Origin of the sequence: Micromonospora sp. Llam0, from assembly GCF_003751085.1 — a bacterium.
In the GTDB taxonomy this organism is placed as follows: Bacteria; Actinomycetota; Actinomycetes; order Mycobacteriales; family Micromonosporaceae; genus Micromonospora_E.
In genome coordinates this window covers 1,425,120-1,449,389 of record NZ_RJJY01000002.1, presented here as the reverse complement: position 1 = coordinate 1,449,389, position 24,270 = coordinate 1,425,120, and the positions used below count along the sequence as shown (strand labels likewise).

Genomic DNA, 24,270 nt, shown 5'->3' with positions numbered 1-24,270 from the left:
GCGGGTGCCGGTTGCGGGGCCGGGGCGGCGCCGGCCCGGGCCGGGTGGCCCAGACCGGCGACGCAGCACAGCAGGACGGCGAGCGACAGCCACCGCCGACCACGGTCAGGCGACCGAATGGGTCACCGTCCCGGTGTAGGTGCCGGCGACGTTCGCCAGCGGTACGTTGACCTCCAACGTCGGGTTCCAGGACGCGGAGTTGTTGCCGGTGCCGCCGGTGTGGTCGAACGCGGTGATCGGTGTGACGTCACTGAGCGGCTCGGCCGCGCCGGCGTCGGCCTGCCCCGGCGTGAAGGTGCCGTTTCCTTCGGTCGCGGTCGCCGCGCCGGACCAGTAGTCGATGTTGCCGGGAGTGACGATCTCGCTCGCGTCACCGCCGTCGTCGGTGGTGAAGTCGGTGGCCTCCACCTCGGCGGTCCAGGTCGCGTCGGCGGCGGCCCGGGTGTCGTCGACGGTCACCACGCCGAGTTGGCCGGTGATCGTCGTGCCGCCGCCGCCGTTGCCCAGGTCAGCGGTGCCCGGGACGGTCATGTCCAGGGTGCCGGCGTCCAGGTCGAAGGTTGTCGTGGTGTCTTCCTGGGCGGCGGCCGGGGTGGCCGCCAGGGCGATCGCCGTCACCGTCGCTGCGCCGACGGTCAGGATTCTGCTGGTACGCACAGATTCTCTACCTTCCTTGTTTTGTTCCGGTGTTTCCCGGTTTCGGGACGGATCCGGCGCGTAGGTGCGTCGGGTCCGACTGATGGGAGGGGCGGGTGGGGTGGTCAGCGGACGACGACCGAGTCGAGCTGTTCGGCGCCGTACCGCTCGATGTACTGCTCCAAGGTGTCGCCGCGTACGGCGGTCCAGAAGTCGACGCCGCGATCGGTGTCCAGCCACATCACCCACTGGTCGCCGACGTACCCGGTGTTCGCCACCGGCGCGGTGACGAACCGGACGTCGTTGCGGATCTTGCGCAGGTCGAAGGTGAGCTGCCGGAGCTTGTCGTTGGTCAGGCCGTCGTCGACGGTGACGGTCGCGGTGATCGCGTCGAGCAGCGCGCCGAGCTGTCGCGGGCTGGTCAGGGTGTCCCGGTCGAGGGTCTCGTCGAGCAGCGCGCGCAGGTAGTTCTGGTGTCGGCGCATCCGGTCGAAGTCGCCCTCCGGCAGGCCGTAGCGCTGGCGTACGTACTTGACGGCCTGCTCGCCGTTGAGCCGCTGTGGTCCGGCGGGCCAGCTGGACTGCAGGCTCGGTCCGGGCGTCCCGGCCGGGATCTCCACGGTCACCCCGCCGACCGCGTCGGTCAGGTCCTGCAGCCCGACGAGGTCGATCAGGGCGACGTGGTCGATGCGCAGGCCGGTCACATTCTCGACGGTCTGTACGGCGAGGCTGGCACCACCGAGCGCGTACGCGGAATTGATCTTGACGTTGCCGTGGCCGGGGACCGGCACCCACGAGTCGCGGGGGATGGAGACGACGTACGCCCGCTCCCGGTCGGCGGTGATCCGGACCACCATCAGCGAGTCGGTCCGCCCGTACGGCCCGGCGGGGGAGTCCGCGCCGGTGGCGCTTGAGGCCAGGCTGTCGATGCCGGCGAGCAGCACGGTCAGGCCCTTTGCCGTCGGCGCCGGGCGCTGATCGGCCGGGATGGCGGCGAACGGGTCGGGTATCCGGTTGATTTCGCCGAGGTAGTAGTGGCTGACGACGGCCACCCCGGTCACCCCGGCGAGGGCGGCGACCACCAGGCCGGTGATGCCGAGCAGGGCGATCCGGCGCAGCCGGCGACGGCCGTGCCGGGCCGGTGGCCGCCGGTGCTGGCCACTGCCGGTGCTCGACCGGGTCAACGCCACCGGGCTGGTCGCCGAGACCCCCGGCTGCCGGTCTGACCACTGCTGCTGGTTGGCGGTCGCCCACTGGTCGTACGTCTGGTCGGCGGTCGCCCACTGGTCGTGCTGCTGGTCGATGGTCCACTGGTGTGACTCGGCCCAGTCGTCGTCCGCCGTGGCGGGGCGGTGCCGGCCCTGGTCGTACGCGGGCAGGTCGGCCCAGTTCTCCGGGGCCGGTGCCGGATTGCCCTGATCGTCAGGTCGTCCGGTCATGGTGATCACCTCTGGCTCGATCGCTGAGAGATCCAGGCTAACCAGACATTACGGTCCTATGGCGTCAATCGGCGAAAACCAAGACGGGATTCCGGCTACCCGGCGCCGTCGGTGGAGCCGGATCGACATCTCGGCACCCGAGACGACGAGCTGAGGTTAGCGTCACGCTATGTCAGCAATAGTCGGTATTATCGGTGAGGCCGGTGGTCGCGGCCAGCGCGCCGACCAACTCGCCCTGGCCTGCACCCCGCATGACCTCCAGCGGACCGGTCGCTACCTGGACGACCGCGCGGCGATCGTCGCCCGTTGGCCCGACGAGCACCCAGCGGCGACCCGGTCGCCCTTCTACGCGACCCGGTCGCCGTACTACGCGGCCACGACGGACGCGGTCGCGGTCAGCTGCACCGCCCAACCCGACCTGCTCGACCTGTACCAGCGGCACGGTACGGCGGCCGTCACCAGGCTGACCGGCGACTTCGCGATCGCGGTCTGGGACCGCGACCGGAGCCAGCTGATGCTCGCGGCCGACCGGACCGGAGAGCGGACGCTGTACTGGCGGCTCAGCGGTGGCCGGCTGACCTTCGCCTCGCAGCTGCGGGCGTTGCTGGCCGATCCCCGAACCGGCCAGGAGCTCGACCCGGTCGCACTGCACCACTACCTGACCTACCGGTACGTCCCCGCGCCGTGGACGATCTACGCCGGCATCCGCAAGCTTCCCCCGGGCACGTCGCTGATCTGGGCGGACGGGCGGGTGACCACGCGTCGCTACTGGACACTCGACGCCGCTGCCGGGCCGACGACGTCGGGCATCGACCAGGCCGCCGAGCAGCTCCGCGGGCGGCTGGTCGACGCCGTGCGCTCCCGGCTGCCGGCCACCGGGCCGCCGCACGTGCTGCTCTCCGGCGGGATCAGCGCCACGCTGGTCGCGGCCGCCGTGACCCGCAGCACCAGCGTCAGGGCGCACACCTGCTCGGTCGGGTTCGGCGAACCCCGGCTCGACCAGCGGGCGGCGGCGCGAGCCGTCGCCCGGGCGCTCGGCACCGAGCACCAGGAGTATCTGGTGACCGGGCTCGACCCGGCCGTACCGCAGCAGATCGCCGGCCTGTTCGACGAACCGTTCGCCAGCCCGGCCGCGATCCCCGCCTACCTGGTCGCCCGGTACGCCGGGGTGCGGCGGGCGGAGGCGTTCTGCGGCCTCGGCGGTGCCCTGCTGTACGGCGGGTTCCCGCACCACCTGCTGCTCGGCTGGCTCAACGGCTGGCCGCAGCGGCCGGCCGGACTGCCCGGGTTGCAGCGGGCCGGGGCCGCGCTGGTGCGGCGGAGCATGGCCGGGACCCCGGTGCGCCGGTTCGGCCGGCTGCTGGAGGTCGCCGGCTGCCCACCACCGACCCGGTACGCCCGGATCGTCGCCGAGTGCAGCGCCGAGCAGAAAAGTGCCCTCTACCCGGCGCGGCTGCGCGACGAACTCGCCGATGTGGACAGCGCCCTGCTGGCCGAGGCGGCCTACCTCGCCTCGTCGGGGGACTCTCAGTCGACCCGGATGACCGATGCGGACCTGCACGGATACCTGCCCGGCGACGTACTCGCCCGGTGGTCGACCGTGTCGGCCGGCGCGGGACTACGGCTGCAGGCGCCGTTGCTCGACCACCGACTGCTCGAGTGGGTGGCCGGCCTGCCGGCATCGTGGAAGGTGCCGGGGCGGCGGCGGAACCTGGCGCGGCGGGCGGCGGCCGGCTGGTTGCCGGGCCGGGCGGTCACGTCCGAGCCGGTGGACGCGCGGCCGCCGCTGGCCAGTTGGCTGCGGGCCGAGCTGCGCGAACTCGCCCGGGACCTGCTCACCGACCGGACCTTCGAGGACCGTGGCCTGTTCCAGCCGGCTGCGGTCCGCCGGCTGCTCGACGAGCACCAGGCCGGGCTCGACCACGCCGGCGAGATCTACACGTTGCTGCAACTCGAACTTTGGCTGCGCAGCCGGCCGGGGTCGGTGAGAGACCCCGCACTTGCTGGTCAGCGCGACATGAGCTTGGAAGAATCGGGGTACGGCGTACCGGGCGGCGGGCGTCGCCCGACGACGGCGTCGCCAGCCGCAGACCTTCGGTAACCGGGCCGGAACGGATAGTGTGATCATCATCGACACGCCGGTCAACCAGGGCCGGCGTCGCTGTACCTGCTGCATGTACGTGGAGGTGGAGTTCTCTACATGACCGACCCGACCCCCACCAAGGCTTCCGGATCCGGCGACAAGTCCGGATCGAGTAAAAAGTCGGACTCAACCAGGCCGCCGGAGTCCCGGCGTCCCTTCCAGCTCTCCTCCTGGGCGGAAGCCAAGTTCATCGGCGACGTGCTCCGCACCGAGACCGTCGGCGGCGGGCTGCTGCTGCTCGGCGCGGTCATCGCGCTGATCTGGGCCAACTCGCCGTGGAGTGCCGCCTACACCGACCTGGGCCAGTTCGTGCCCTGGCCCGGCGGGGCACCGCTGCACCTGGACGTCGACCTGGCGCACTGGGCGGCGGACGGCCTGTTGGCGATCTTCTTCTTCGTGGTCGGTCTGGAACTCAAACGCGAATTCGTCGCCGGTGAACTGCGCAGCCCCCGCCGGGCCGCGCTGCCGGTGATCGCCGCGATCGGCGGCATGGCCATGCCGGCGCTCATCTACGTACTGATCAACCTCAACACTGGCGACAGCGCGCTGCGCGGCTGGGCGATCCCCACCGCCACCGACATCGCGTTCGCCCTCGCCGTGCTCGCCGTCATCGGCTCCCACCTGCCGCAGGGGCTGCGCGCCTTCCTGCTCACCCTGGCCGTCGTCGACGACCTGCTGGCGATCACCATCATCGCGTTCTTCTACACCGAACAGGTCAACTTCCTGGCACTGGCCGGCTCCCTGCTGCCGCTGCTCGCCTTCGCGCTGCTGCTGCGGTTCGGCAAAACCTGGTGGTGGGCGCTGATCCCACTGGCCGCCATCACCTGGACGCTGATGCACGCCTCCGGCGTACACGCCACCATCGCCGGCGTACTGCTCGGCTTCATGGTGCCGGTGCTGCCCCGCAAGGGCGAGCAGCACGGCCTGGCCGAGCACTTCGAACACCGGTGGCGGCCGGTCTCCGCCGGCTTCGCCGTGCCGGTCTTCGCCTTCTTCGCCGCCGGGGTGTCGCTGCGCGACGGCGGCATCGGGTCGGTGCTGACCGATCCGGTGGCGATCGGCGTGATCGCCGGTCTGGTCCTCGGCAAGACGATCGGCATCCTGGGCGCCACCGGGCTGATGACCCGCTTCACCCGCGCCGACCTGGGCGGGCTGAAATGGGTCGACCTGCTCGGGGTGTCCCTGCTGGCCGGCATCGGGTTCACCGTCTCGCTGCTGATCGGCGAGCTGGCGTTCGGCGCCGGCAGCGACCGCGACGCCCACGTCAAGGCAGCCGTCCTGATCGGCTCGCTGACCGCGGCACTGCTCGCCGCCATCGTCCTCAGCCGGCGCAACAAGGTTTACCGGCGGATCTCCGAACAGGAACGGCAGGACCGCGACGGCGACGGGATCCCGGACATCTACCAGCAGCCACCACCGCAACCGACACCGGACGCCGACCGGCTCTGAGCCGGATTGGCAGCGGCGGGCGGCTCCCGCCGCTGACCCGGACTGGCCGGCGGCGGCCCCGCAACCCGGTCGTACCCTTTGGTCCTGCCCCTAGTCGAGGGACAGGTCCAGCAGCGACCGGAACGCGGGGCCGTCGCCGCCCAGCGTGATCCGGCGGGTCAGCCGCACCGACTCCAACATCCGGCGGTCGTGCGTAACCAGCAGCAACGTGCCGGTGAACGACGCCAGCGCCGACTCCAACTGCTCGATCGCCGGCAGATCCAGATGGTTCGTCGGTTCGTCGAGGACCAGCAGGTTCACCCCGCGCGCCTGCAGCAACGCCAGCGCGGTACGGGTTCGCTCACCCGGTGAGAGGGTGGCCGCCGGCCGCAGCACGTGGTCGGCCCGCAGCCCGAACTTCGCCAGCACCGTACGGGCCTCGGCGGGGGCCAGGTCGGCCGCCGCCCGGAACGCGTCCAGCACCGGCTCGTCGCGCAGGAACACCTGGCGGGCCTGGTCGATCTCGCCGACCACCACCCCCGGGCCGAGCCACGACTCGCCCGAGTCCAGCGGCAACCGCCCCAGCAACGCACCGAGCAGCGTCGACTTGCCCGACCCGTTCGGCCCGGTGATCGCCACCCGGTCCGCCCAGTCGATCTGCAGATCCACCGGACCGAGGGTGAACCCGCCCCGGCGTACCACTGCTTGTCGCAGCACCGCGACCACCGCGCCGGCCCGGGGCGCGGCGGCGATCTCCATCCGCAGCTCCCACTCCTTGCGCGGCTCCTCGACGGTCTCCAGACGCTCGATCATCCGCTCGGTCTGCCGCGCCTTCGCCGCCTGCTTCTCGGCCGTCTCGCCCCGGAAGTGGGGGATGAACTTGTCGTTGTCGGTGGCCTTGCGGCGGGCGTTGCGCACACCCTTGTCCATCCAGGCCCGCTGAGTACGGGCGCGGGCCTCCAGCCCGGCCCGGGTGTCGGCGTACTCCTGGTACGCCTCGCGGGCGTGCCGGCGGGCGACCTCCCGCTCGGCCAGATAGCCGGCGTACCCGCCGCCGTAGTGGTTGACCTGCTGCTGGGCCAGATCCAGCTCGACCACCCGGTGCACCGTACGGGCCAGGAACTCCCTGTCGTGCGACACCAGCACGGCACCGGCGCGCAGCCCGGTGACGAACTGCTCCAGCCGGGCCAGCCCGGCCAGGTCGAGATCGTTGGTCGGCTCGTCGAGCAGCACCACGTCGTAGCGGCTGAGCAGCAGTGACGCGAGCTGGGCGCGGGCCGCCTGGCCGCCGGAGAGCGCCGTCGTCGGCTGATCCAACGCCACCGTCAGACCCAGGTCGGCCACCACCTGCTCGGCGCGTTCGGCCAGGTCGGCGCCGCCGAGATCCAGCCAGCGTTCCAGCGCCACCGCGTAGTCGTCGTCGGCGCCGGGCTGGCCGGCGGCCAGCGCCTCGGCGGCGGCGTCCATCGCCTGCTGCGCCGCCGCCACCCCGGTCCGGCGGGCCAGGAAGTCGCGTACCGACTCGCCCGGTCGGCGCTGCGGTTCCTGCGGCAGCAGCCCAACGGTGGCGGTCGGCGGGGTGCGGGTGACCGTGCCCGACTCGGGTGCGTCCACCCCGGCCAGGATCCGCAGCAGCGTCGACTTGCCGGCGCCGTTCGCGCCGACCAGCCCGATCACGTCGCCGGGCGCGACGACGAGGTCCAGCCCGGTGAAGAGCTGCCGGTCACCGTGCCCGGCGGACAGGTCCCTGGCGATCAACGTGGCGCTCATGGCCCGGCGATCGTAGCCGCCGACCGGCAGACTGTGCTGATGATTTCCACGCTGGCCATCGACTGCGGCGGCGGCGGCATCAAGGCGTCCGTACTCGACGAGGCCGGCACCATGCGGGCCCGGCCGCTGCGGGTGCCGACCCCGTACCCGCTGCCGCCGAAACGCTTCGTCGACACCCTGCGCGAGTTGAGCGACCAGCTGCCGGCGGCCGACCGGGTCACCGTCGGGATGCCCGGCATGATCCGGCACGGGGTGGTGGTCGCCACCCCGCACTACGTGACGAAGGCCGGTCCGCGGACCAAGGTCGACCCGGGACTGCTCGCCGAATGGTCCGGCTTCGACGCCCGTACGGCGCTCGGCGCCGCCTTCGACCTGCCGGTGCTGGTGCTCAACGACGCCGAGGTGCACGGCGCCGGAGTGGTCGCCGGCACCGGCTGCGAACTGGTCCTCACCCTCGGCACCGGGCTCGGCTGCGCGCTGTTCGACGGCGGCCGGCTCGCCCCGCACCTGGAGCTGTCCCAGGCGCCGGTGCGCTGGGGGCAGAGCTACGACACCTACGTCGGCGAGCACGAACGCCGCCGGCTCGGCGACGCGTTCTGGTCCCGACGGGTACGCGGCGTCGTCGACGGTCTGCGACCGGTGTTCTGCTGGGACCGGCTCTACCTCGGCGGTGGCAACTCGCGGCTGATCCGGCCCGAGCAGGTGGCCCGGATGGGTGACGACGTGGTGGTGGTGCCGAACACGGCCGGCATCGTCGGCGGCGTACGGGCCTGGACGCTGGTCCGACCCTGAGACCGCTCCAGCTCTGACTGGTCTGTGGCGGATCGTCCGGAAACTGACTGGGTGACCGGCGGATGTCCGGTACGGGAACAGTCGCATTCCGCCGGTGGTTGTGCCAGCGTCAAGGTTGTCGGTGATCGCGACCGGGAAGGTGGGGCGGCCATGGATCTGTTGGAGGAGTACCGCCGGGCGAACCTGTACTTCGAGTCCGGCGACCCGTCCGGGGCGGCCCGGCTGCTGGAGCCGATCATCGCCGCCGAGCCCGACAACTCGGCGGTCCGCCAGCTGCTGGCCCGCTCCTACTTCAAGTCGGCGCAGCTCGGTCGGGCCGAGGAGCAGCTGCGCGAGCTGATCGACCGCGACCCGAGTGACCACTACGCCCACCACGTGCTGGGCCGTACCCTGGAACGGCTCGGCCGGCCGTCGCAGGCGCTGCGGCACCTGCGGCTCGCCGCCGCCATGCGCTCCGAGCATTCGGACTACCTGGCCGCGCTGCGCCGGGTCGAGGCGAAGGTCAACGGAAGGGCGTCGTGAAGATCAAACTGGACCTGCACGACATCTACAACCGTGGCCAGGATATCGATCGGGCGTTGCGGGGTGTCATCGACGAGGCGGTGGCCAAGAAGGCCACCCTCGTCGAGATCATCCCCGGCAAGGGCTCCGGCCAGCTGAAGAAGCGGGTGCTGCGGTTTCTCGACCAGAAGGACGTCAAGCAGCTCTACCACCGGGTGGAGAAGGACTCGAAGAACTTCGGCCGACTGTTCGTCCATTTTCGATGGAAGTGACTCCGCCGCTGCGCTGGTAGCGACGCAGCCACTTATCGCGGGCTGAGGGCCGCCATCGCCCGGTCGACGTAGTCGGCGAGTGAGTGCTCGGTCGTGGCCGCCAGCCAGGCGTGCTGCGCCGCGACCAGGCAGCCGAAGGCGGCGGCGGCGAGCGCCCCGGGCGTCGGATCGTCGGCGGCGTACGGGGCGCCGGCCGCCGCGGCCCGCTCCCGTAGCACCGCGACGACGGCGTGCTGCATGCTCTGCAGCTTGCGCAGGTAGACGGCGAGCAGCGCAGGCGTCTCCAGGATCACCCGCTGGACGGGCTTGCTGACCTGCTGCTGGTCTGTGGTGTCCACGATGTCGAACAGCCGGCGCAGCGACATCCAGACGGGTTCGTCTGCGGGGCGTTCGCGCAGGTTGTCGAGCATGCCGTCGGCGCCGAGGTCGAACTTGCCGACGACGATGTCCTCCTTCGTCGGGAAGTAGCGGAAGACGCTGCGTTGGGACATGCCGACGGCTGCCGCGATGTCGTCGATCGTGGTGGCGTCGTAGCCACGGGAGACGAAGAGTCGCAGGGCTGCGTCGGCGATGTCGCGCTGCACGGCCCGGCGGGTGCGTTCGCGCAGAGTTGGCTGCTTTCCAGTCATCGGATTCCTTCCGTGGATACTCCGGCGTTGCGGCCGGGGAGGAAACGGAACTCCTGCGGAGCAGGGCAGGGAAAGCCGATCCGCCGCCAGGGCGGATCGGCGTCCACCCCACACGCCACCCCACGGCTCACGACCGAATCGCTAGACTGTGGACTGTGTCCAGGACCGTGAAGCGGGCGTTCAGGTACCGCTTCTACCCCACCCCCGGGCAGGCCGCCGAGCTTGCCCGGACGTTCGGCTGTGTCCGGCTGGTCTACAACATGGCGCTGGCCGCCCGCAGCGAGGCGTGGACCCTGCGTCGGGAACGGGTCACCTACAACGCGACGTCGGCGATGCTGACCGGGTGGAAGAAGACCGACGACCTCGCGTTCCTCAACGACGTCTCCTGCGTCCCTCTGCAGCAGGCGCTGCGGCACCTGCAGACCGCGTTCACCAACTTCTGGGCGAAACGGGCCCGGTATCCGACGTTCAAGTCGAGGAAGCGGTCGCGTCGGTCGGCGGAGTACACCGCCAGTGCGTTTCGCTGGCGCGACGGTCGGCTGACCCTGGCGAAGATGTCCGATCCGTTGGACATCGTCTGGTCCCGACCGTTGCCGGAGGGTGCGGCGCCGTCGACGGTGACCGTGTCGCAGGACCCGGCGGGCCGCTGGTTCGTGTCCCTGCTCTGCGACGACCGGATCGAACCGGCCCCGGCCTCCACTGCCGTGGTGGGGGTCGACGCCGGGCTCGACAGCCTGTTCACCCTGTCCACCGGGGAGAAGATCCCCAACCCGAGGCACGAACGCCGCGACCGCGATCGGCTGGCCCGGGCCCAGCGGAACCTCGCGCGTAAGGCCCGAGGTTCGGCGAACCGGGCCAAGGCCCGCCTGTCGGTGGCCCGGGTTCATGCCCGGATCGCCGACCGCCGCCGCGATCACCTGCACAAGTTGACCACTCGGCTCGTTCGTGAAACCCAAACGATCGTGATCGAGGACCTGGCCGTCCGCACCATGATGGCCAATCACAGTCTGGCCCGCGCCGTCTCGGATGCGGGCTGGCGGCGGTTCCGCAGCATGCTGGGGTACAAGGCGGACTGGTACGGCCGGGACCTGGTGGTCGTGGACCGCTGGTTCCCGTCGACCCGACTGTGCTCGGGCTGTGGGGTACTGGCCGAGCGGATGCCGTTGGCCGTGCGGTCGTGGACCTGCCGGTGCGGGCAGGCCCATGACCGGGACGTGAACGCGGCACGGAACATTCTCGCGGAGGGGCTCTCCGTGATTGCCTGTGGAGGCGGTGTAAGACCTCACCGGGAGTCCTCCTCTCGGACGGGGCGGTCGTCGGTGAAACAGGAACCCCCTGGGGCGACCCAGGGAATCCCCGTCCCTTAGGGCGGGGAGGAAGTCAAGATGTGGTCAGCTTAGCACTGGCCGTCGAAGTTGACAGTAGCTGACAGTTTCGGCGTACAGTGTCGTCATGACCAAGGTGATCGTCATGTGACGCCCTTGAGTGAGTTGACCAGGCGGGAAACGGCGACTTTGGGTGGGTGGTCGACCAGCAGGTGGACATGGTCGTGGCCGCCGTTGAACTCGACCAGTTCGGCCTCGAAGTCGCGGCATACGTCCCGCATGATCTGTTCCATGCGGGACAGGTGCCGGTCGGCGAACACCGTGTGCCGGAACTTCGTCACGAAAACCAAATGAACATGCATCGCGAAGACGCAGTGTCTACCGGTACGGATACCCTCAACTTCTGCCATAGACCAACATGATATCGTGTGGTTCGTGCAGCTCCGGTACCAGTTCCGGGTCTACCCGACACCCGGCCAGCAGGTTGAGCTGGCCCGGGCGTTCGGGTGCGCGCGGGTGGTGTTCAACGACGGGCTGCGCGCACGGCAGACCGCCCACGAGCAGGGCCTGCCGTACGTGTCGGACGCCGAGCCGTCCAAGCGGGTCATCACGCGGGCCAAGGCGGCTCCGGAGCGGGCGTGGCTCGGCGAGGTGTCCGCGGTGGTGTTGCAGCAGGCCCTCGCGGACCTCAACACCGCCTACCGCAACTTCTTCGCCTCGATCACCGGCAGACGCAAGGGTACGAAGGTGGCCCCGCCGAGGTTCCGGTCCCGCAAGGACAACCGGCAGGCCATCCGCTTCACCCGCGATTCCCGGTTCACGGTGCTGGACAACGGTCGTCTGCGGTTGCCGAAGATCGGCGACCTCGCGGTCCGCTGGTCCCGGACCCTGCCGTCGGACCCGTCGTCCGTGACGGTCATCCGGGACGCGGCCGGGCGGTACTTCGCCTCGTTCGTCGTGCGGGCCACGGACGAGCCGTTGCCGCCGACCGACGCCGAGGTGGGGATCGATCTGGGGCTGACGCACTTCGCGGTCATGTCGGACGGCACGAAGGTGGCCGCACCCAGGTTCCTGCGCCGTGCGGCCCGCAGGCTCAAACGGCTGCAGCAGGCCCTGTCGCGCAAGCAGCGGGGCAGCAACCGCCGTGGGAAGGCTGTCGTGAAGGTCGCCAGGGCGCACGCCCGGGTGGCCGACACCCGGCGGGACTGGCAGCACAAGTTGTCCACGACGATCATCCGTGAGAATCAAGCGGTGTATGTCGAGGATCTGTGTGTCGTCGGTCTCGGTCGGACCCGGCTGGCGAGGTCGGTGCACGACGCGGGATGGTCGTCGTTCGTCGGCATGCTGGAGTGCAAGGCGGCGAGGTACGGGCGTACGTTCGCCCGGGTGGACCGGTGGCTCCCGTCCACCCGGATGTGCTCGGACTGTGGCCGGATCAACGAGCAGATGGCGTTGAACGTGCGGTCGTGGGTCTGTCCGTGCGGCGGTCACCACGACCGGGACGTCAACGCGGCGATCAACATCAAGGCCGCCGGGCAGGCGGACTTCAACGACCGTGGAGCGCGGGTAGGACCGGGACCCGTCCCCGGCACCGCGCGGTGAAACGGTAACCCACCAGAACACTGCGCGTGTCACGCGCGGCGTGGCTGGAATCGCCGCGGTTTAGGGCGGCGAGGATGTCAATACGAGAAGCGTCGGCCCGCCAAACGCGTCAACTCCCAGGCGTACGACCCTGATCTTGCTCGTCGGCTGTGGGAGCGTTCGGAACAGCTGCTCGGCTGACCGGCGGCTTCGCCGGGCGGGCCCGGCGTCGCGGCGGTCGCCGATCCGCAGGCCGCCAGTAGAACGTTGCCGCTACGACCAGGTCAAGCACCGGCGCAACGGCTGCTCGGACTCTCCGGCGTCCTGGAGTTCGCGGCGGTGATGTTCGGCCGCCGCCGGGCCGAGCGTGGGGTGCGGTTGCTGCGACCCGTCGTACCGCAAACCGCACTCCACGTCCCGACGCGCGCTTGCTCAAGCCGATCCGCCAGCTCGATCGAGGATGAGCCGCCCGGGTCGCGCAGCGGACTCCTCGCGATGGCCGCCGTGACTTGGCACAACCGGACCACCGGCCAACCCGTGACAAGGGATCCTTGATCGCCGACGAAACTGACTGACCCGACTTCGGACCTACTCGTCTAGTGTCCCGCGCCGGGAATTCGTTGAAGATATGAGGCGAGTCGTTCGAGGATCTCGTCGGCGGTCTTGGTCCAGGTGAACGGTTTCGGGTTGGCGTTCCATTGCTGGACCCAGGTGCGGATGTCGTTTTCCAGGCTGCGCAGGGTGCGGTGGGTACCGCGGCGTAGGCGTTGGTCGGTGAGTAGCCCGAACCAGCGTTCGTCGGGTAGCCCCGGCGCATTGCTGCGCCGGGGCCCCCTCAGCCTCGATCCACCGACGCGGTTGCCGCTAAATGTTGGTTGAACATTTCTGTATTGGGGTGGTGGGGCGGGCGTGAGGGAGTCGCCGATCACGTGATCGGCTTGCTCCGAGGGTGAGGGTTCGAGGTGGAACGGGGATTGTGGCCTGTGGTCGGGCCGCCTGGTTTCGGCTGGTGGGGTGTGGTCAGCCGGGTGCCGGCTGGACGGCGGTGAACAGGTTGTCGAACGCCGCCTGCCAGGGCCAGTACTCGGGCAGGTGTAGGTGGATGGTGCGGGCCCGGTGGGCGAGGCGGGCCGCGACGGTGATGATCCGGGTCCGGATGGTGGCGGGTCTGGCGGTCGACCAGGTGCCCGCGGCGAGGTGTCCGGCGGCGCGGGTGAGGTTGTGCGTGATCGCGGCGCAGGTCAGCCAGGCGTCGTTGGCGCTGAAGTGTCCGGAGGGCAGGTGGGCGAGGGGCCCGGCGATCAGGTCGGCGTTGACCTGCTCGATGATCGCGTGTTGCCGGTGCTGGGCTTCGGCCTGGACGAGGGTGTACGGGCTGTCGGTGAACACGGCGTGGTACCGGTAGGTCGGCAGGAGTTCGTCCTGGCCGGGGATCTGTTGCGGGTCGTCGCGGCGGACGCGGCGCACGATCAGCCGGGCGGTCGCCTCGTGTCGGGTGCCGGCGAACGCGGTGTACGTGGTTTCGGCGATCTGCGCGTCGGAGATCCACCGGCCGGCGTCTTCGTCCCAGACGGCCTGCGGATAGGTGATGTCGACCCACTGGTCGGCGGCGATGCCGTCGCACGCGGCGCGGATCTTCGGGTCGATGCGGCAGGTGACCGAGAACCGCACGCCACGACGCCGGCAGCCGCTGATCACCGTCTTGGCGTAGAACGCCGAGTCCGCTCGCACCATGATCTCCCCCGAAGCGCCGCATGCCCGGGCGGTCGTGATGGCCTCGGCGATCATGGTGGCGGCGCCCCGGGCCGAGCCGGCGTTACCCGACCGCAGCCTCGTGGCGGCGATCACCGGCGCGGACAGCGGGGTGGACAGCGTCGCGACCAGGGGGTTGTAGCCGCGCAGGTAGACGTTGTAGCCGCCGACCTTGGCGTGGCCGAACCCGATGCCCTGCTTCTGCTTGCCGTACACCCGCCGCAGCATGGAGTCGATGTCCACGAAGCACAGGGTGTCGGCGCCGGTCAGGATCGGTGCCCGGCCGGTCAGACCGATCAGGGTGTCGCGGGCGGCGGCCTGTAACTGCCGTACGTGCCCGTGGGTGAACGTACGCAGGAACGACCCGAGTGTCGACGGCGCGTACACGCCGCCGAACAGCGACCGCATGCCGCCGTGCCGGGCGATGTCGAGGTCGTCGATGCTGTCCGCGCCCGCGAGCATCCCGGCCACGATCGTGGCGACCTTGCCGGCCGGGTTCGCGCCCTTGTCCGTCGGTAGCCTGACCCGGTCTGCGACCGCGTCGTGCAGACCGGCCTGCTCGGCAAGGCGCATCACCGGAACGAGACCGGCACACGACACCAGATTCGGATCGTCGAACGTCGCGCGCACCACCGGCGCGTCCTGGCGTATTCTCACCTGCGAGGTGCCCTCTCGAACCGAGTGATAGAAGCGTCAGAACTCCTATCCTTCCAGTTCAGAGGGCACTTTCTGTAGCCGGGGTCCTGCCGGTCAAACCTTCATCGGTGGATCGAGGCTCAGAACCGGCCATGCCCGCTTTCCGGGCAACCGGCTCAAGCAAGCCCTGGAGGCTCGCGGGTGGGCGGAAGTGCTGGGCTGCCGTTGCTGGTGGTCCGGCGGTGGCAGTGGGTGTGTATGAGGCGGTTGGCGACGCGTTCGTCCGGTGTTCCCGCTCCCCAGACGGTGACCGCGTGTCTGCGGACCGCTCTGCGGGTGGCGGTGAGCCATTGTTCCCACTCACGTGGGCTTCGCGGCTCGTGGTCGGCGTGCAGCAGCAGGTCTCGGCAGATCGGACACCGGCCGTGCTGGGCTCGCAGGAGCCGTTGCGTGGTGATGTCCACCGGGAGATTGCTGCGGCGACGCCGCAGGGTCCAGTAGTCGGTCAGGGTCGGGTCGTCGGGTGATGCCGTCCCTGCGACCATCCGGTGCCGGACAATCGGAGTCCAGGCGAACTTGCGCAGGTAGTAGCCGGTTTCCCGGCTCCCGAATACCCACCTGTCGCGCCGGGACGAGTTGAACTCGCCGAAGTACCGGGCTACCACCCAGCGTCTCGGCTTGTTCGCGTGGGTGAACCTGGCCCACTTGTAGACCAGTTTCCACGCGTGGGCGTCCAGCGCGTTGAACACGCGTTTGGACACCCCGATCCGGTAGTAGGCGCACCATCCGTTGATGATCGGGTTGAGCTTGCCGATCATCGCGTCGGCGTTGGACCCGCGCAGGGCCCGCACCTCCACGGACAGGCGTCTGCGGATCCGTCGCACCGCGTCGTTACTCGGCTTGGTCAGCAGCTTGCCGTTGGGGTAGCGGCGGATGTTGAACCCCAGGAAGTCCACGCCCTCGGTCAGGTGCGTGATCCGGGTCTTGTCCTCGTTGAAGACCAGACCCCTGGGCGCCAGCCATCCGGCCAGTGCCGCCTTGACCTGTTCGGCCTGCTCACGGGAGTGACACAAGGCGATCAGATCGTCGGCGTAGCGGACCACGACCGGGCAACCGTCCATCGTCTTCCCGGCACGGGTGCCGGTGACGTGGTAGCGGACCCCGGCCGCAGCCTCCATGCCGTGCAGAGCAACGTTCATGAGCAACGGACTGATCACGCCCCCAACGCAATGGGTAACTTCTGTTTCGATGTGACGCTGGGTTATCGAAGGTTGGAGTTTCCTCGGCGTATCCAAAGTGGTGGATGACTCGTTGGGTAGTACGTGGATGTCGCTTCCGGTGGTCGTCGTGTGGGTGGTGGTGAGTTCGCCGGGCGGGTGAACGCTGCTGTCGAGCTTGTCGAGGCCGGGGTTTCGGTCACGGAGGTGGCTCGGTTGCTGGCCGTGCGGTTCGGGGTGTCGGTGCGTCAGGGGCGCCGGTATGCCGATCGTGGCGCGGTGGCGGGCCGGGTGGCGGTGCCGGAGACGAGTGTGGTGTTCACGGTGAAGCTGCCGGTGTCGGTGGCCGCTGGGACTCGGTCCCACGCGGCGCGGTCCGGGGTCACGATCTCCGCGGTGGTCGCCTCGGCGTTGACCGAGTTCCTTCAACGGGGTCGCAGTCAGCGTCCGCGCTGGTGAGCGACCGGGTGGTCGAGACGGAGTTCGTCTTCGACCGCCACGGCGCGGCGGATGTGTCGGCCGCCTATCAGGTTCTTGTCCCCCAACGGCGGGCCCGGCTTGGTCGCGACGCCGAGATACGGAGTTTCCTTGATGACGAGCGCGGCGATCTACGCCCGGGTGTCCTCGGCCCGGCAGAAGCAGGACGACACGATCGTGTCGCAGACCGCGGCGGTGCGCGCGCACGCCGAGCGGAATCGGCTTGAGGTGCCCGCCGAGTGGGTGTTCGAAGACGAGGGACACTCCGGCGCGACCCTGGTCCGTCCGGCCCTGGAGCGGCTGCGGGACCTGGTCGCCGGCGTCGGGGTGGATGTGATCCTGTGCTATTCGCCGGACCGGCTGGCCCGCAAGTTCGCCTACCAGGCACTGCTGATCGAGGAGTTCTCCCGGGCCGGGACCCGGGTCGAGTTCGTCAACGGTCCTCGCGGGGACAGCCCCGAGGACGCCCTGCTGGTGCAGTTCCAGGGCATGTTCGCCGAGTACGAGAAGGCGCAGATCCTCGAACGCAGCCGCCGCGGGAAGCAGCACCGGGCCAAGGCCGGATCTGTCAACGTCCTGGGCGGCGCCCCGTTCGGCTACCGCTACGTCAAGAAGAGCGACCATGCCGGCGCCGCCTACGCCATCGTCGAGGGCGAGGCGGTGCTGGTCGCCGAGTTGTTCCGCCGCTACGCCGACGACGGCGCCTCCATCGCCGACCTGACCCGGTGGCTCACCGAACAGGGCGTGCCCACACGCACGGGCAAGACCCGCTGGGACCGCTCGGTCGTCTGGGCCATGCTCCGCAACCCCGCATACGCAGGCCAGGCGGTCTTCGGCAAAACCATGACGATCAACGAATCCCCAGGTCTGAACCGCAGAGCCCGGCTTGAGGGCCGGGCCACACCACGCGCGGTCAAGGTCGTCGACCGGCCCCTCGCCGAGCAGATCACCATCGCCGTCCCGGCGATAATCGACGAGCAGACCTTCGAACGGGTCGCCGGGCGGCTGGTCGACAACAAGCGCTTCGCCGCCCGCAACACCAAGATCCCATCCCTGCTGCAGGGCCTGGCAGCCTGTTCAGGCTGCGGATACGCCTACTACCGGACCAACACCACCACGACCGCGAAGAAGAAGATCTTCTACTATCGATGCCTCGGATCGGATGACTACCGCTACGAAGGCGGCCGGGTCTGCGCCAACAAACCGGTCCGCGCCGACTACCTAGACCAGGTCGTCTGGGACCACATCGGCGCCCTGCTCACCGACCCGACCATGATCCGCGGCGAGATCGACCGCCGCCTAGAGCAGGCCCGAACCTCCGACCCGGTCACCCACCAGCGCAAACGCCTCGAGGCCGCCCTCGCGAAAGCCACGGCGGCGATCACCCGCATGATCGAGGCATTCCAGGAACAACTCGTCACCATCGACGAGTTGCGCGCCCGAATGCCCGACCTCCGAGCCCGCGAAACCGGCCTACGCGTCCAGATCGACGCCCTCAACGCCCAGGCCGCCGACCGCGACGCCTACCTCAAACTCGCCGACAACCTCGAAGGCTTCCTCACCCAGCTCCGCAACCGGGCCAACACTGCCGAAGTCGAAGAACGCCAACACGTCCTGAGACTGCTCGTCAAGGACGTCCTCGTCGGACCCGAGAAGATCACCATCCGACACCGCATCCCCACCCCCACACCAGGCTCCACCAGCCAAGCAGACCACGACCAACCCGCAACACAGGGTGACCAAACCCGAAGTTACCCATTGCGTTGGGGGCGTGAACACCCCGCCCTGGGGAGCGCCCTCCCCGGTGGGGGTGAACCGGCCGTCCTCGACCACGCCCGCTTTCAGCCACTGCCGGACCAGTCCCCGTCCGGGGAACCAGCCCAGCGACCGGCAAATGTGGTCGTGGTCGAGCCGGTCGAACGCCGCCGCCAGGTCGGCGTCGAGCACCCACAGCCGTTTGGCGTCGGTGCGGCTCGACGTCGTGTGGATGGCCACGATGGCGTCGTGGCAGCCACGACCCGGTCGGAAGCCGTAGGATTTCGGCTCGAACCGGGCCTCCCATTCGGGCTCCAACGCGTTCACCGTCAGGGCTTGCAGCGCCCGGTCAGCGATCACGGGAATCCCGAGGCCGCGACGGCGGCCGTTGCTCTTGGGCACATACACGCGCTTGACCGGCAGGGGAGTCCACGGCTTGGCGTCGTTCTGGATCCAGTCGGCCAGTTCGGCCTTCTGCTCCCCAGTCACCACGACCTGCCGGTCCACCCCGGCCGTCCTGCGACCAGCATTGCGCTCCGTCACCCGCCGCACCGCCACCACGGCGTTGCTGCGCGAGCGGAGCATCAACTTCTGCAAGTTCCGGACCTTCTTCAGGTCCCCGTCCCGCGACGCCGCGAAGATCCGCTGCCGTAGCCGCCGTACGTTGTCCTCGCAGGTCCGCCAGTCGATGGCGTCCCAGCCAGCAGGATCGTCCTCCGGTCCGTTCACGTCGAGAGCCGCCATCGCCAAAGCGAAGGCATGAGCTGTCATCGTGTCTAACTTGCCCTTCGGTTCCGAAGCTGTGGTCAGCAGTAGCTCCGCAGGCTCACCCGACCCGCGTCAGCGCCCTTTCAGGCCAGGGCACATGCCCTTATCCGGCCGGTTATCCGGCGACCGCTGGCGGAGGAGCCAGCATCACCGCCGCCGGTTTCCCGCTGCCTTTCGGCCACCGGCATTCGCTTCTCGGGTCGTCCTGCGCCCGCTGGGACATCGTCCGCCCTCACAGGCGGCCTACCAGCCGAATCACTGTCCGTCTGGACCCCATCGGGGTTGTCACGTTCCGCATGAGACAGATACGACCGGGTAGGGCGCCCTCTGAACCCCGGGGACGGTGGTGCGCTCCCGCCCGGCTAGATTCCTCCGAGCGGCACCTGCCGCCTTGCAACGGCTGGCCCCTGTCTCCCGCTGGCGCGTCCCATCGAGCGGAAGTGCCTATGACGAGGCGTCATCGAGGGTTCACTTGCGTTCACCCGTCCGGTCTTCCCCAGCCGGTAACCCCTGGATGGAACAGGAGTCCTTGGGCCCTTCCCCGGGCTTCGCACCCCGCGGTTACCCGCGACGCACGCCGAGGCGGGGACGGTCCTTGCGCACGGGACCGGACACTACATCCGCGACGTCACGCCGCACCCCCTTCGATGAGTGTCGCTGTACTCATGCGACTTGCGTGTCGCACCACCTGGTTGAGCCAGCTGGAGTAGGTCGGGGTGAAGTGCATGTGGAACCGGGGGTGCGTGACCAGCCACCGCTGGATGGTGGGGTGTTTGTGCGTGCCGTAGTTGTCGCAGATCAGGTGGACGTCGAGGTCGGCGGGCACCTCACGGTCGAGTTTGGTGAGGAACTTCTTGAACTCGACGGCGCGGTGCCGGCGGTGGATGGAGCCGATCACGGTGCCGGTGGCCACGTCCAGGGCGGCGAACAGCGTGGTGATGCCGTGGCGTACGTAGTCGTGGGTGCGTCGCTCGGGCATGCCGGGCATCATCGGCAGCACGGGGGCTGACCGGTCGAGGGCCTGGATCTGCGACTTCTCGTCGACCGCGAGGACGATCGCGTTCTCCGGCGGGTCCAGGTACAACCCGACCACGTCGCGGACCTTGTCGATGAACTGCGGATCGTTGGACAGCTTGAAGGTGTCGACCAGGTGTGGCTTGAGCCCGAACGCCTTCCACACGCGGCCGACCGTCGACTTCGACAGCCCGGACTGCGTGGCCATCGATGCCCGCGACCAGTGCGTGGCGTTGGCCGGTGTCGCTTCGAGGGTCTTGACGATCACGTCCTCGATCTGTTCATCGGTGATCTTCCGGGGTGCGCCCGGTCGTTGCTCGTCGGCCAGGCCGTCGAGACGCCGTTGGAGGAACCGCCTGCGCCACTTGGTCACCGTCTGCGGCCAGATCCCCAACTGCTGTGCGACGTCCTGGTTCGGGCGCAGGCCGTCATCCTCGGCGCAGCCCAGCACGATCCTGCACCGCACCGCGAGGGCCTGCGACGACTTCGCTCGCCGTGACCAGCGCACCAGGGTTTCCCGTTCCTCATCGGTCAACATCAACGGCGTTTTCGGGCGCCCACGACCAGCCATCACCCGACACTACATTAATTCATCGAATTAACGGCGCGGGACACTAGATGATCGATTCCAAGGGATACGGGGTAGCAAGCGGACGCGAGGGCATCCATGATCAACGTTGCCTAGGCAGCGAAACCATGGAGGCCACGTGCACGTCGATCTGGACACCCTCGCGACCGCACTGTACGTCAGGATCGACGACGAACTGAAGGCGTCCCCGCACCTCAACCGGTGGCGTCCAGCGGTCGGCATCACCGCCCGGATCACCGACGCCGAACTCATCACGGTGTCAGTGATGCAGGCACTACTCGGCTACCACAACGAGACCCGCTGGATCCGCTACGCCCGCAAATCCATCATCCACCTGTTCCCCCACCTGCCCAAACAGCCCGGCTACAACAAACGGCTGCGAGCGCTGACCACCCAACTGGCCCACTTCATCACGGTGCTCGCCACCGACACCGACCTGTGGCGGCACCCGATCCGGATCGCCGACTCCACACCCGTGCCCTGCGGCACATCCCGCGAGACGGTGCAGCGTTCCGACCTGGCCGGCTGGGCCGGCTACGGCTACTGCGCCTCCCACTCCCGGCTGTTCTGGGGACTACGCCTGCACCTGGTCACCACGGTCCACGGACTGCCGGTCGCGTTCGCCCTCACCAACGCCAAGACCGACGAACGTGAAGTCCTCATCGACCTGGTCACCCTGCAACCCGGCATGTTCCACCACCCCGACGGGGTGATCCTGGTCGTGGACAAGGGCTACCGCGACCGCGACACCGAAATCTGGCTCAACGACAACGATGTCACCGTCGTACGCCCCGCGTACCGCACCGAACCCGCACGACCCGGCCGGGGCCTGCTCCGCGCCGTCCGGCAGACCATCGAATCAGTCAACCAGACCTTCAAAAGCCAACTCGACCTCGAACAGCACGGCGGCCGGACCATCACCGGCGTCGCCGTCCGGGTCCTGCAACGCGTCCTCGCCCTGACCGCCGCGATCTGGCACAACTGGCACACCGGCCAACCGACCCTGCGCTCCCTGACCGCATTCGACCACTGACCCCTTGGAATCGATCATCTAGGCATCGACCTTCGCGAACTTGCCTGACCGCAGGGGTCCGTCGCCTGCCCCTGCCTAGAAGTCGGGGCAGACTTGATGGGTAAAGCCGACCATCCTCGCGTATCGGGCTTATGGACACCCGGCACCGAACCGATTCCTGCGCCGATGACGCCGAACCGGAACGCCGCGCTCGAGGCGATGATCGAGGAAGCCACGGTCGACACGTACGGCGACGACGAACAGCTCACCGGGCTGTTCACCATGATCGAAGAGCATCTGGCGGTGCCGTGCGCCACCGCCGTCCTCGGCATTGAGGCCACCGTGCAGAAGGTCGACCTGACTGCCGTATCGTCGCGGTCTGCAGCCGGGGCCGGCACCGGCAGAAGATCGACCTGCTCGACCTGCCGCTACCCACTCCTGCACCGGACGGCTCCGCGTGGATCGACACCTACCGGCATTGGGCAGGGCGATAAGCCAGGACCAGCACCAAGAACTCGCCGCTGCGTACAAACGGGCCTTCAAGAGGCGGTGCGGACCAAGTCGCCGCCGCAAGAACTGGAACCGCCTGGCAACACGGCCTGGACTGTGCGGCGGCCCGGGACATCCGGATGGGGAACGGCATGGCATCGGATGTTGTTGGGCCAGGTCGGACCGGTGGGCCGTGGCCTATGGGCGGCAGGCTCGTTGCGTGATGTGCCGCATCCGCGATACTCGCGTACCCCAGGAGGCAGCCCATGTCGATCGCCGGCCCCGTCGTGCAGCCTGACGAGCCTGTCATCGTCGAGATCGACGGGCTGTTGTGGAAGCCTGTCCCGGGGCCGAGGCGACCGCAGTCGAGTTCGAGGCCGCGAGGTCTCTATTTATCGAGGTACACCGTGAGGCCAGATGGAACCGGTGGGTGAAGGCGGAGCGCGCTGCGGATCTGGAGGCAGCGTTGGCGGTGGTAGGGGAGTGGACTCGCGCGGAGCCGGGCTTCCGGAAGACGACCCCGCAGGAGTTTGAGGAGTGGCTCGCCTACTGGAAAGCGGAGTTCGAGGAAGAGCAGGCTGAGCGGGAGCGGCAGGCACGAGCGGCTGGATACGACGAGGGTCGTCATCAGTCGCGCCTGGCGCCGCTGGAGCAGCAGTCGTTCCTCACGGCCCGGATCGCCGAGCGGACCGGGCTACAGGACCGGACATGCATCCCTGCTATGGAGGAGCGGCGTCGAGCGGCTGAGATAGCGAAGCTGGACGCGGAGGTCGCCGAGACCGAGACGAACATCATTGCCCTGCAGCGCGAAGTGGGCGACTCCGAGACAGTCGTTGACGTCAACGGCGGGTTCTCCGCGGCGATAGGGCATACGGGACGTACGCGTCACAGAGGTCCCCGATCCGAGGATCGATGAGCCGACCGATGCGATCGTACGGATCACCTCCACCGCCGTCCGCTCAGCGACCCGGACCGTCTCATCCACCTGAGCATCCACCGATGTGACCGCCGCGGAGGCCTCCTCCACGAGTACGAACATGCCGCCTGACCTGCCCGGATGACATTCTCGGCAGGAACAAGCTCGTGCCGGACGGCGGTGAGGAACTCGGCCATCAGCATCGCGAACCCGACGTCGCCGACGAAGGCGATGACCTGCCGGCCGGGGTACGCGGGCTGCATCGCGATAGCGTACGGCAGTCCGGGTGCCATGGTGGCCAGGTTGCCGGAGAGGTGGAACTCCCGGGTCGCCGCGGATGGTCCAGTGCCGGGCCGCCCAGGTGGCGACGGTGCCGCAGCCGCAGGTCAGGATGGTTCCTGGGCGGCGCCGGCGCCCGCCACGACGCCCCTCCGGCTGCCCTCAACCCACCTCAGTGTGGTCACCCCGTAGATCACCACCCCGCCCACCGCGCGCTGTCCCGACCCCCGGCTGAGGAAGCCGACCCGTAGGCGCTCCTGCTCACGACGCTGTTTCATCTGGGCTGTCCGGGGTAGGCCGCCGCCATGCGACGTCTTCTCAGCGCAGCGCTCGCCGGCGCTGCCGGCTCCAGCGCCCTCAACATCGTCACCTACCTGGACATGACGCTGCGCGCCAGACCCGCGAGCCAGACACCCGAACAGACCGCCGACCGCCTCACCAGCACCCTGCACGTCGACCTCGGCGACGAGCAGACCGCCGCCAACCGGCACGCCGGAATCGGCCCCCTACTCGGATACGCCGCCGGCATCGGCGCCGCCGCCCTGTACGCCCTCGCCGACCCTGCCCGCCCCCGCTGGGCCACCGCCACCGCCGCGCTCACCGCCACCGCGATGATCGCCGCAGCCACGCCGATGACCCTGCTCAAGGTCACCGACCCGCGCACCTGGAGCACCGCCGACTGGGTGACCGACCTGATACCCCACCTCGCCTACGGCGCGGTCACCGCCACGACCTACCGGGCCCTACGGTCCTGACCCGCGGACCGGGACCTCGGTCCCGTCATCGGCAGCCGCCGGTCGGGTGCCAGAGCGTGTCGGGAACCGACCGTCCGGACGTCGTCCCCACCAGA

At 69.3% G+C, this 24,270-nt stretch carries 21 protein-coding genes and 3 pseudogenes; 13 read left to right on the top strand and 11 right to left on the bottom strand.

Going from position 1 to position 24,270, the window contains the following annotated elements; genetic code table 11:
• Positions 1–105: 105 nt before the first annotated feature.
• Both EDC02_RS34090 and EDC02_RS34085 read right to left on the bottom strand, forming a co-directional pair.
• Positions 106–657: a hypothetical protein gene (locus tag EDC02_RS34090; RefSeq protein WP_123606277.1), complete on the bottom strand. Its 552-nt coding sequence runs from the start codon at positions 655–657 to the stop codon at positions 106–108.
• 104 nt (positions 658–761) lie between these two features.
• Positions 762–2,075, bottom strand: a complete 1,314-nt coding sequence (locus EDC02_RS34085) for an LCP family protein (protein ID WP_148083752.1) — start codon at positions 2,073–2,075, stop codon at positions 762–764.
• Between the two features lie 169 nt (positions 2,076–2,244).
• On the opposite strand from EDC02_RS34085, the gene EDC02_RS34080 reads away from it, so the two are divergent.
• The gene (locus EDC02_RS34080; RefSeq protein ID WP_123606275.1) at positions 2,245–4,176 is read left to right on the top strand and encodes an asparagine synthetase B; all 1,932 of its coding nucleotides are present in this window, start codon (positions 2,245–2,247) and stop codon (positions 4,174–4,176) included.
• A gap of 99 nt (positions 4,177–4,275) precedes the next feature.
• Complete coding sequence (gene nhaA, locus EDC02_RS34075; protein ID WP_123606274.1) at positions 4,276–5,667, top strand: Na+/H+ antiporter NhaA; 1,392 nt, start codon at positions 4,276–4,278, stop codon at positions 5,665–5,667.
• A 90-nt stretch (positions 5,668–5,757) separates the two neighbouring features.
• Here the strand turns inward: nhaA and EDC02_RS34070 are convergent, their stop codons facing one another.
• Positions 5,758–7,416 carry an ABC-F family ATP-binding cassette domain-containing protein gene (locus EDC02_RS34070; protein WP_123606273.1) on the bottom strand — a complete coding sequence of 553 codons (1,659 nt, stop codon included), beginning with the start codon at positions 7,414–7,416 and terminating at the stop codon, positions 5,758–5,760.
• 39 nt (positions 7,417–7,455) lie between these two features.
• Between EDC02_RS34070 and EDC02_RS34065 the strand changes: the two genes are divergently transcribed.
• From EDC02_RS34065 to EDC02_RS34055, 3 genes are all read left to right on the top strand, one after another.
• On the top strand, positions 7,456–8,208 hold the full coding sequence (locus tag EDC02_RS34065; protein ID WP_123607364.1) for an ROK family protein: 753 nt from the start codon (positions 7,456–7,458) through the stop codon (positions 8,206–8,208).
• A gap of 150 nt (positions 8,209–8,358) precedes the next feature.
• Positions 8,359–8,730 (top strand): M48 family metallopeptidase, encoded by a 372-nt coding sequence (locus tag EDC02_RS34060; protein ID WP_123607363.1) that lies wholly within the window; start codon positions 8,359–8,361, stop codon positions 8,728–8,730.
• The gene (locus EDC02_RS34055; protein WP_123606272.1) at positions 8,727–8,981 is read left to right on the top strand and encodes a Smr/MutS family protein; all 255 of its coding nucleotides are present in this window, start codon (positions 8,727–8,729) and stop codon (positions 8,979–8,981) included. Before EDC02_RS34060 ends, EDC02_RS34055 begins: the two co-directional genes overlap by 4 nt.
• A 32-nt stretch (positions 8,982–9,013) precedes the next feature.
• Here the strand turns inward: EDC02_RS34055 and EDC02_RS34050 are convergent, their stop codons facing one another.
• Entirely contained in the window at positions 9,014–9,610 is a 597-nt protein-coding gene (locus EDC02_RS34050; RefSeq protein ID WP_123606271.1) for a TetR/AcrR family transcriptional regulator, read from the bottom strand.
• 155 nt (positions 9,611–9,765) lie between these two features.
• On the opposite strand from EDC02_RS34050, the gene EDC02_RS34045 reads away from it, so the two are divergent.
• A complete protein-coding gene (locus EDC02_RS34045; protein ID WP_123606270.1) occupies positions 9,766–10,977 on the top strand; it encodes an RNA-guided endonuclease TnpB family protein in 1,212 nt (403 codons plus the stop codon).
• Positions 10,978–11,081: 104 nt separating this feature from the next.
• Here the strand turns inward: EDC02_RS34045 and tnpA are convergent.
• Positions 11,082–11,345 (bottom strand): annotated as a pseudogene (tnpA, locus tag EDC02_RS34040) (IS200/IS605 family transposase); the annotation flags it as partial.
• A 25-nt stretch (positions 11,346–11,370) separates the two neighbouring features.
• On the opposite strand from tnpA, the gene EDC02_RS34035 reads away from it, so the two are divergent.
• Positions 11,371–12,537 carry an RNA-guided endonuclease TnpB family protein gene (locus EDC02_RS34035; protein WP_123607362.1) on the top strand — a complete coding sequence of 389 codons (1,167 nt, stop codon included), beginning with the start codon at positions 11,371–11,373 and terminating at the stop codon, positions 12,535–12,537.
• A gap of 575 nt (positions 12,538–13,112) precedes the next feature.
• On the opposite strand, the gene EDC02_RS39915 is transcribed toward EDC02_RS34035, so the two are convergent.
• The 3 genes from EDC02_RS39915 to EDC02_RS34025 form a co-directional block, all read right to left on the bottom strand.
• Entirely contained in the window at positions 13,113–13,445 is a 333-nt protein-coding gene (locus EDC02_RS39915) for a hypothetical protein (RefSeq protein WP_148083751.1), read from the bottom strand.
• Between the two features lie 91 nt (positions 13,446–13,536).
• A complete protein-coding gene (locus tag EDC02_RS34030) occupies positions 13,537–14,925 on the bottom strand; it encodes an IS1380 family transposase (protein ID WP_199757495.1) in 1,389 nt (462 codons plus the stop codon).
• A 155-nt stretch (positions 14,926–15,080) separates the two neighbouring features.
• On the bottom strand, positions 15,081–16,199 hold the full coding sequence (locus tag EDC02_RS34025) for a group II intron maturase-specific domain-containing protein (RefSeq protein WP_255500604.1): 1,119 nt from the start codon (positions 16,197–16,199) through the stop codon (positions 15,081–15,083).
• 138 nt (positions 16,200–16,337) lie between these two features.
• Between EDC02_RS34025 and EDC02_RS34020 the strand changes: the two genes are divergently transcribed.
• Entirely contained in the window at positions 16,338–16,580 is a 243-nt protein-coding gene (locus EDC02_RS34020; protein WP_199757540.1) for a hypothetical protein, read from the top strand.
• A gap of 51 nt (positions 16,581–16,631) precedes the next feature.
• Positions 16,632–17,834, top strand: a pseudogene (locus EDC02_RS42080) (recombinase family protein); the annotation flags it as partial.
• A 237-nt stretch (positions 17,835–18,071) separates the two neighbouring features.
• Here EDC02_RS42080 and EDC02_RS42075 read toward each other — a convergent pair.
• Together EDC02_RS42075 and EDC02_RS34005 are read right to left on the bottom strand one after the other, a co-directional pair.
• Positions 18,072–19,097 (bottom strand): reverse transcriptase N-terminal domain-containing protein, encoded by a 1,026-nt coding sequence (locus EDC02_RS42075; RefSeq protein ID WP_233606719.1) that lies wholly within the window; start codon positions 19,095–19,097, stop codon positions 18,072–18,074.
• A 652-nt stretch (positions 19,098–19,749) separates the two neighbouring features.
• Entirely contained in the window at positions 19,750–20,706 is a 957-nt protein-coding gene (locus tag EDC02_RS34005; protein ID WP_233606581.1) for an IS630 family transposase, read from the bottom strand.
• Between the two features lie 136 nt (positions 20,707–20,842).
• On the opposite strand from EDC02_RS34005, the gene EDC02_RS34000 reads away from it, so the two are divergent.
• From EDC02_RS34000 to EDC02_RS40585, 3 genes and pseudogenes are all read left to right on the top strand, one after another.
• Complete coding sequence (locus EDC02_RS34000) at positions 20,843–21,757, top strand: IS982 family transposase (protein ID WP_123601180.1); 915 nt, start codon at positions 20,843–20,845, stop codon at positions 21,755–21,757.
• Between the two features lie 112 nt (positions 21,758–21,869).
• Positions 21,870–22,230, top strand: a pseudogene (locus EDC02_RS42985) (hypothetical protein).
• A gap of 425 nt (positions 22,231–22,655) precedes the next feature.
• The gene (locus tag EDC02_RS40585) at positions 22,656–23,141 is read left to right on the top strand and encodes a hypothetical protein (RefSeq protein WP_158632405.1); all 486 of its coding nucleotides are present in this window, start codon (positions 22,656–22,658) and stop codon (positions 23,139–23,141) included.
• A gap of 23 nt (positions 23,142–23,164) precedes the next feature.
• On the opposite strand, the gene EDC02_RS41095 is transcribed toward EDC02_RS40585, so the two are convergent.
• Positions 23,165–23,434 (bottom strand): thiamine pyrophosphate-dependent enzyme, encoded by a 270-nt coding sequence (locus tag EDC02_RS41095; protein ID WP_233606580.1) that lies wholly within the window; start codon positions 23,432–23,434, stop codon positions 23,165–23,167.
• A gap of 291 nt (positions 23,435–23,725) precedes the next feature.
• Between EDC02_RS41095 and EDC02_RS33980 the strand changes: the two genes are divergently transcribed.
• Entirely contained in the window at positions 23,726–24,175 is a 450-nt protein-coding gene (locus tag EDC02_RS33980) for a hypothetical protein (RefSeq protein ID WP_123606243.1), read from the top strand.
• The last annotated feature ends 95 nt before the right edge of the window (positions 24,176–24,270 follow it).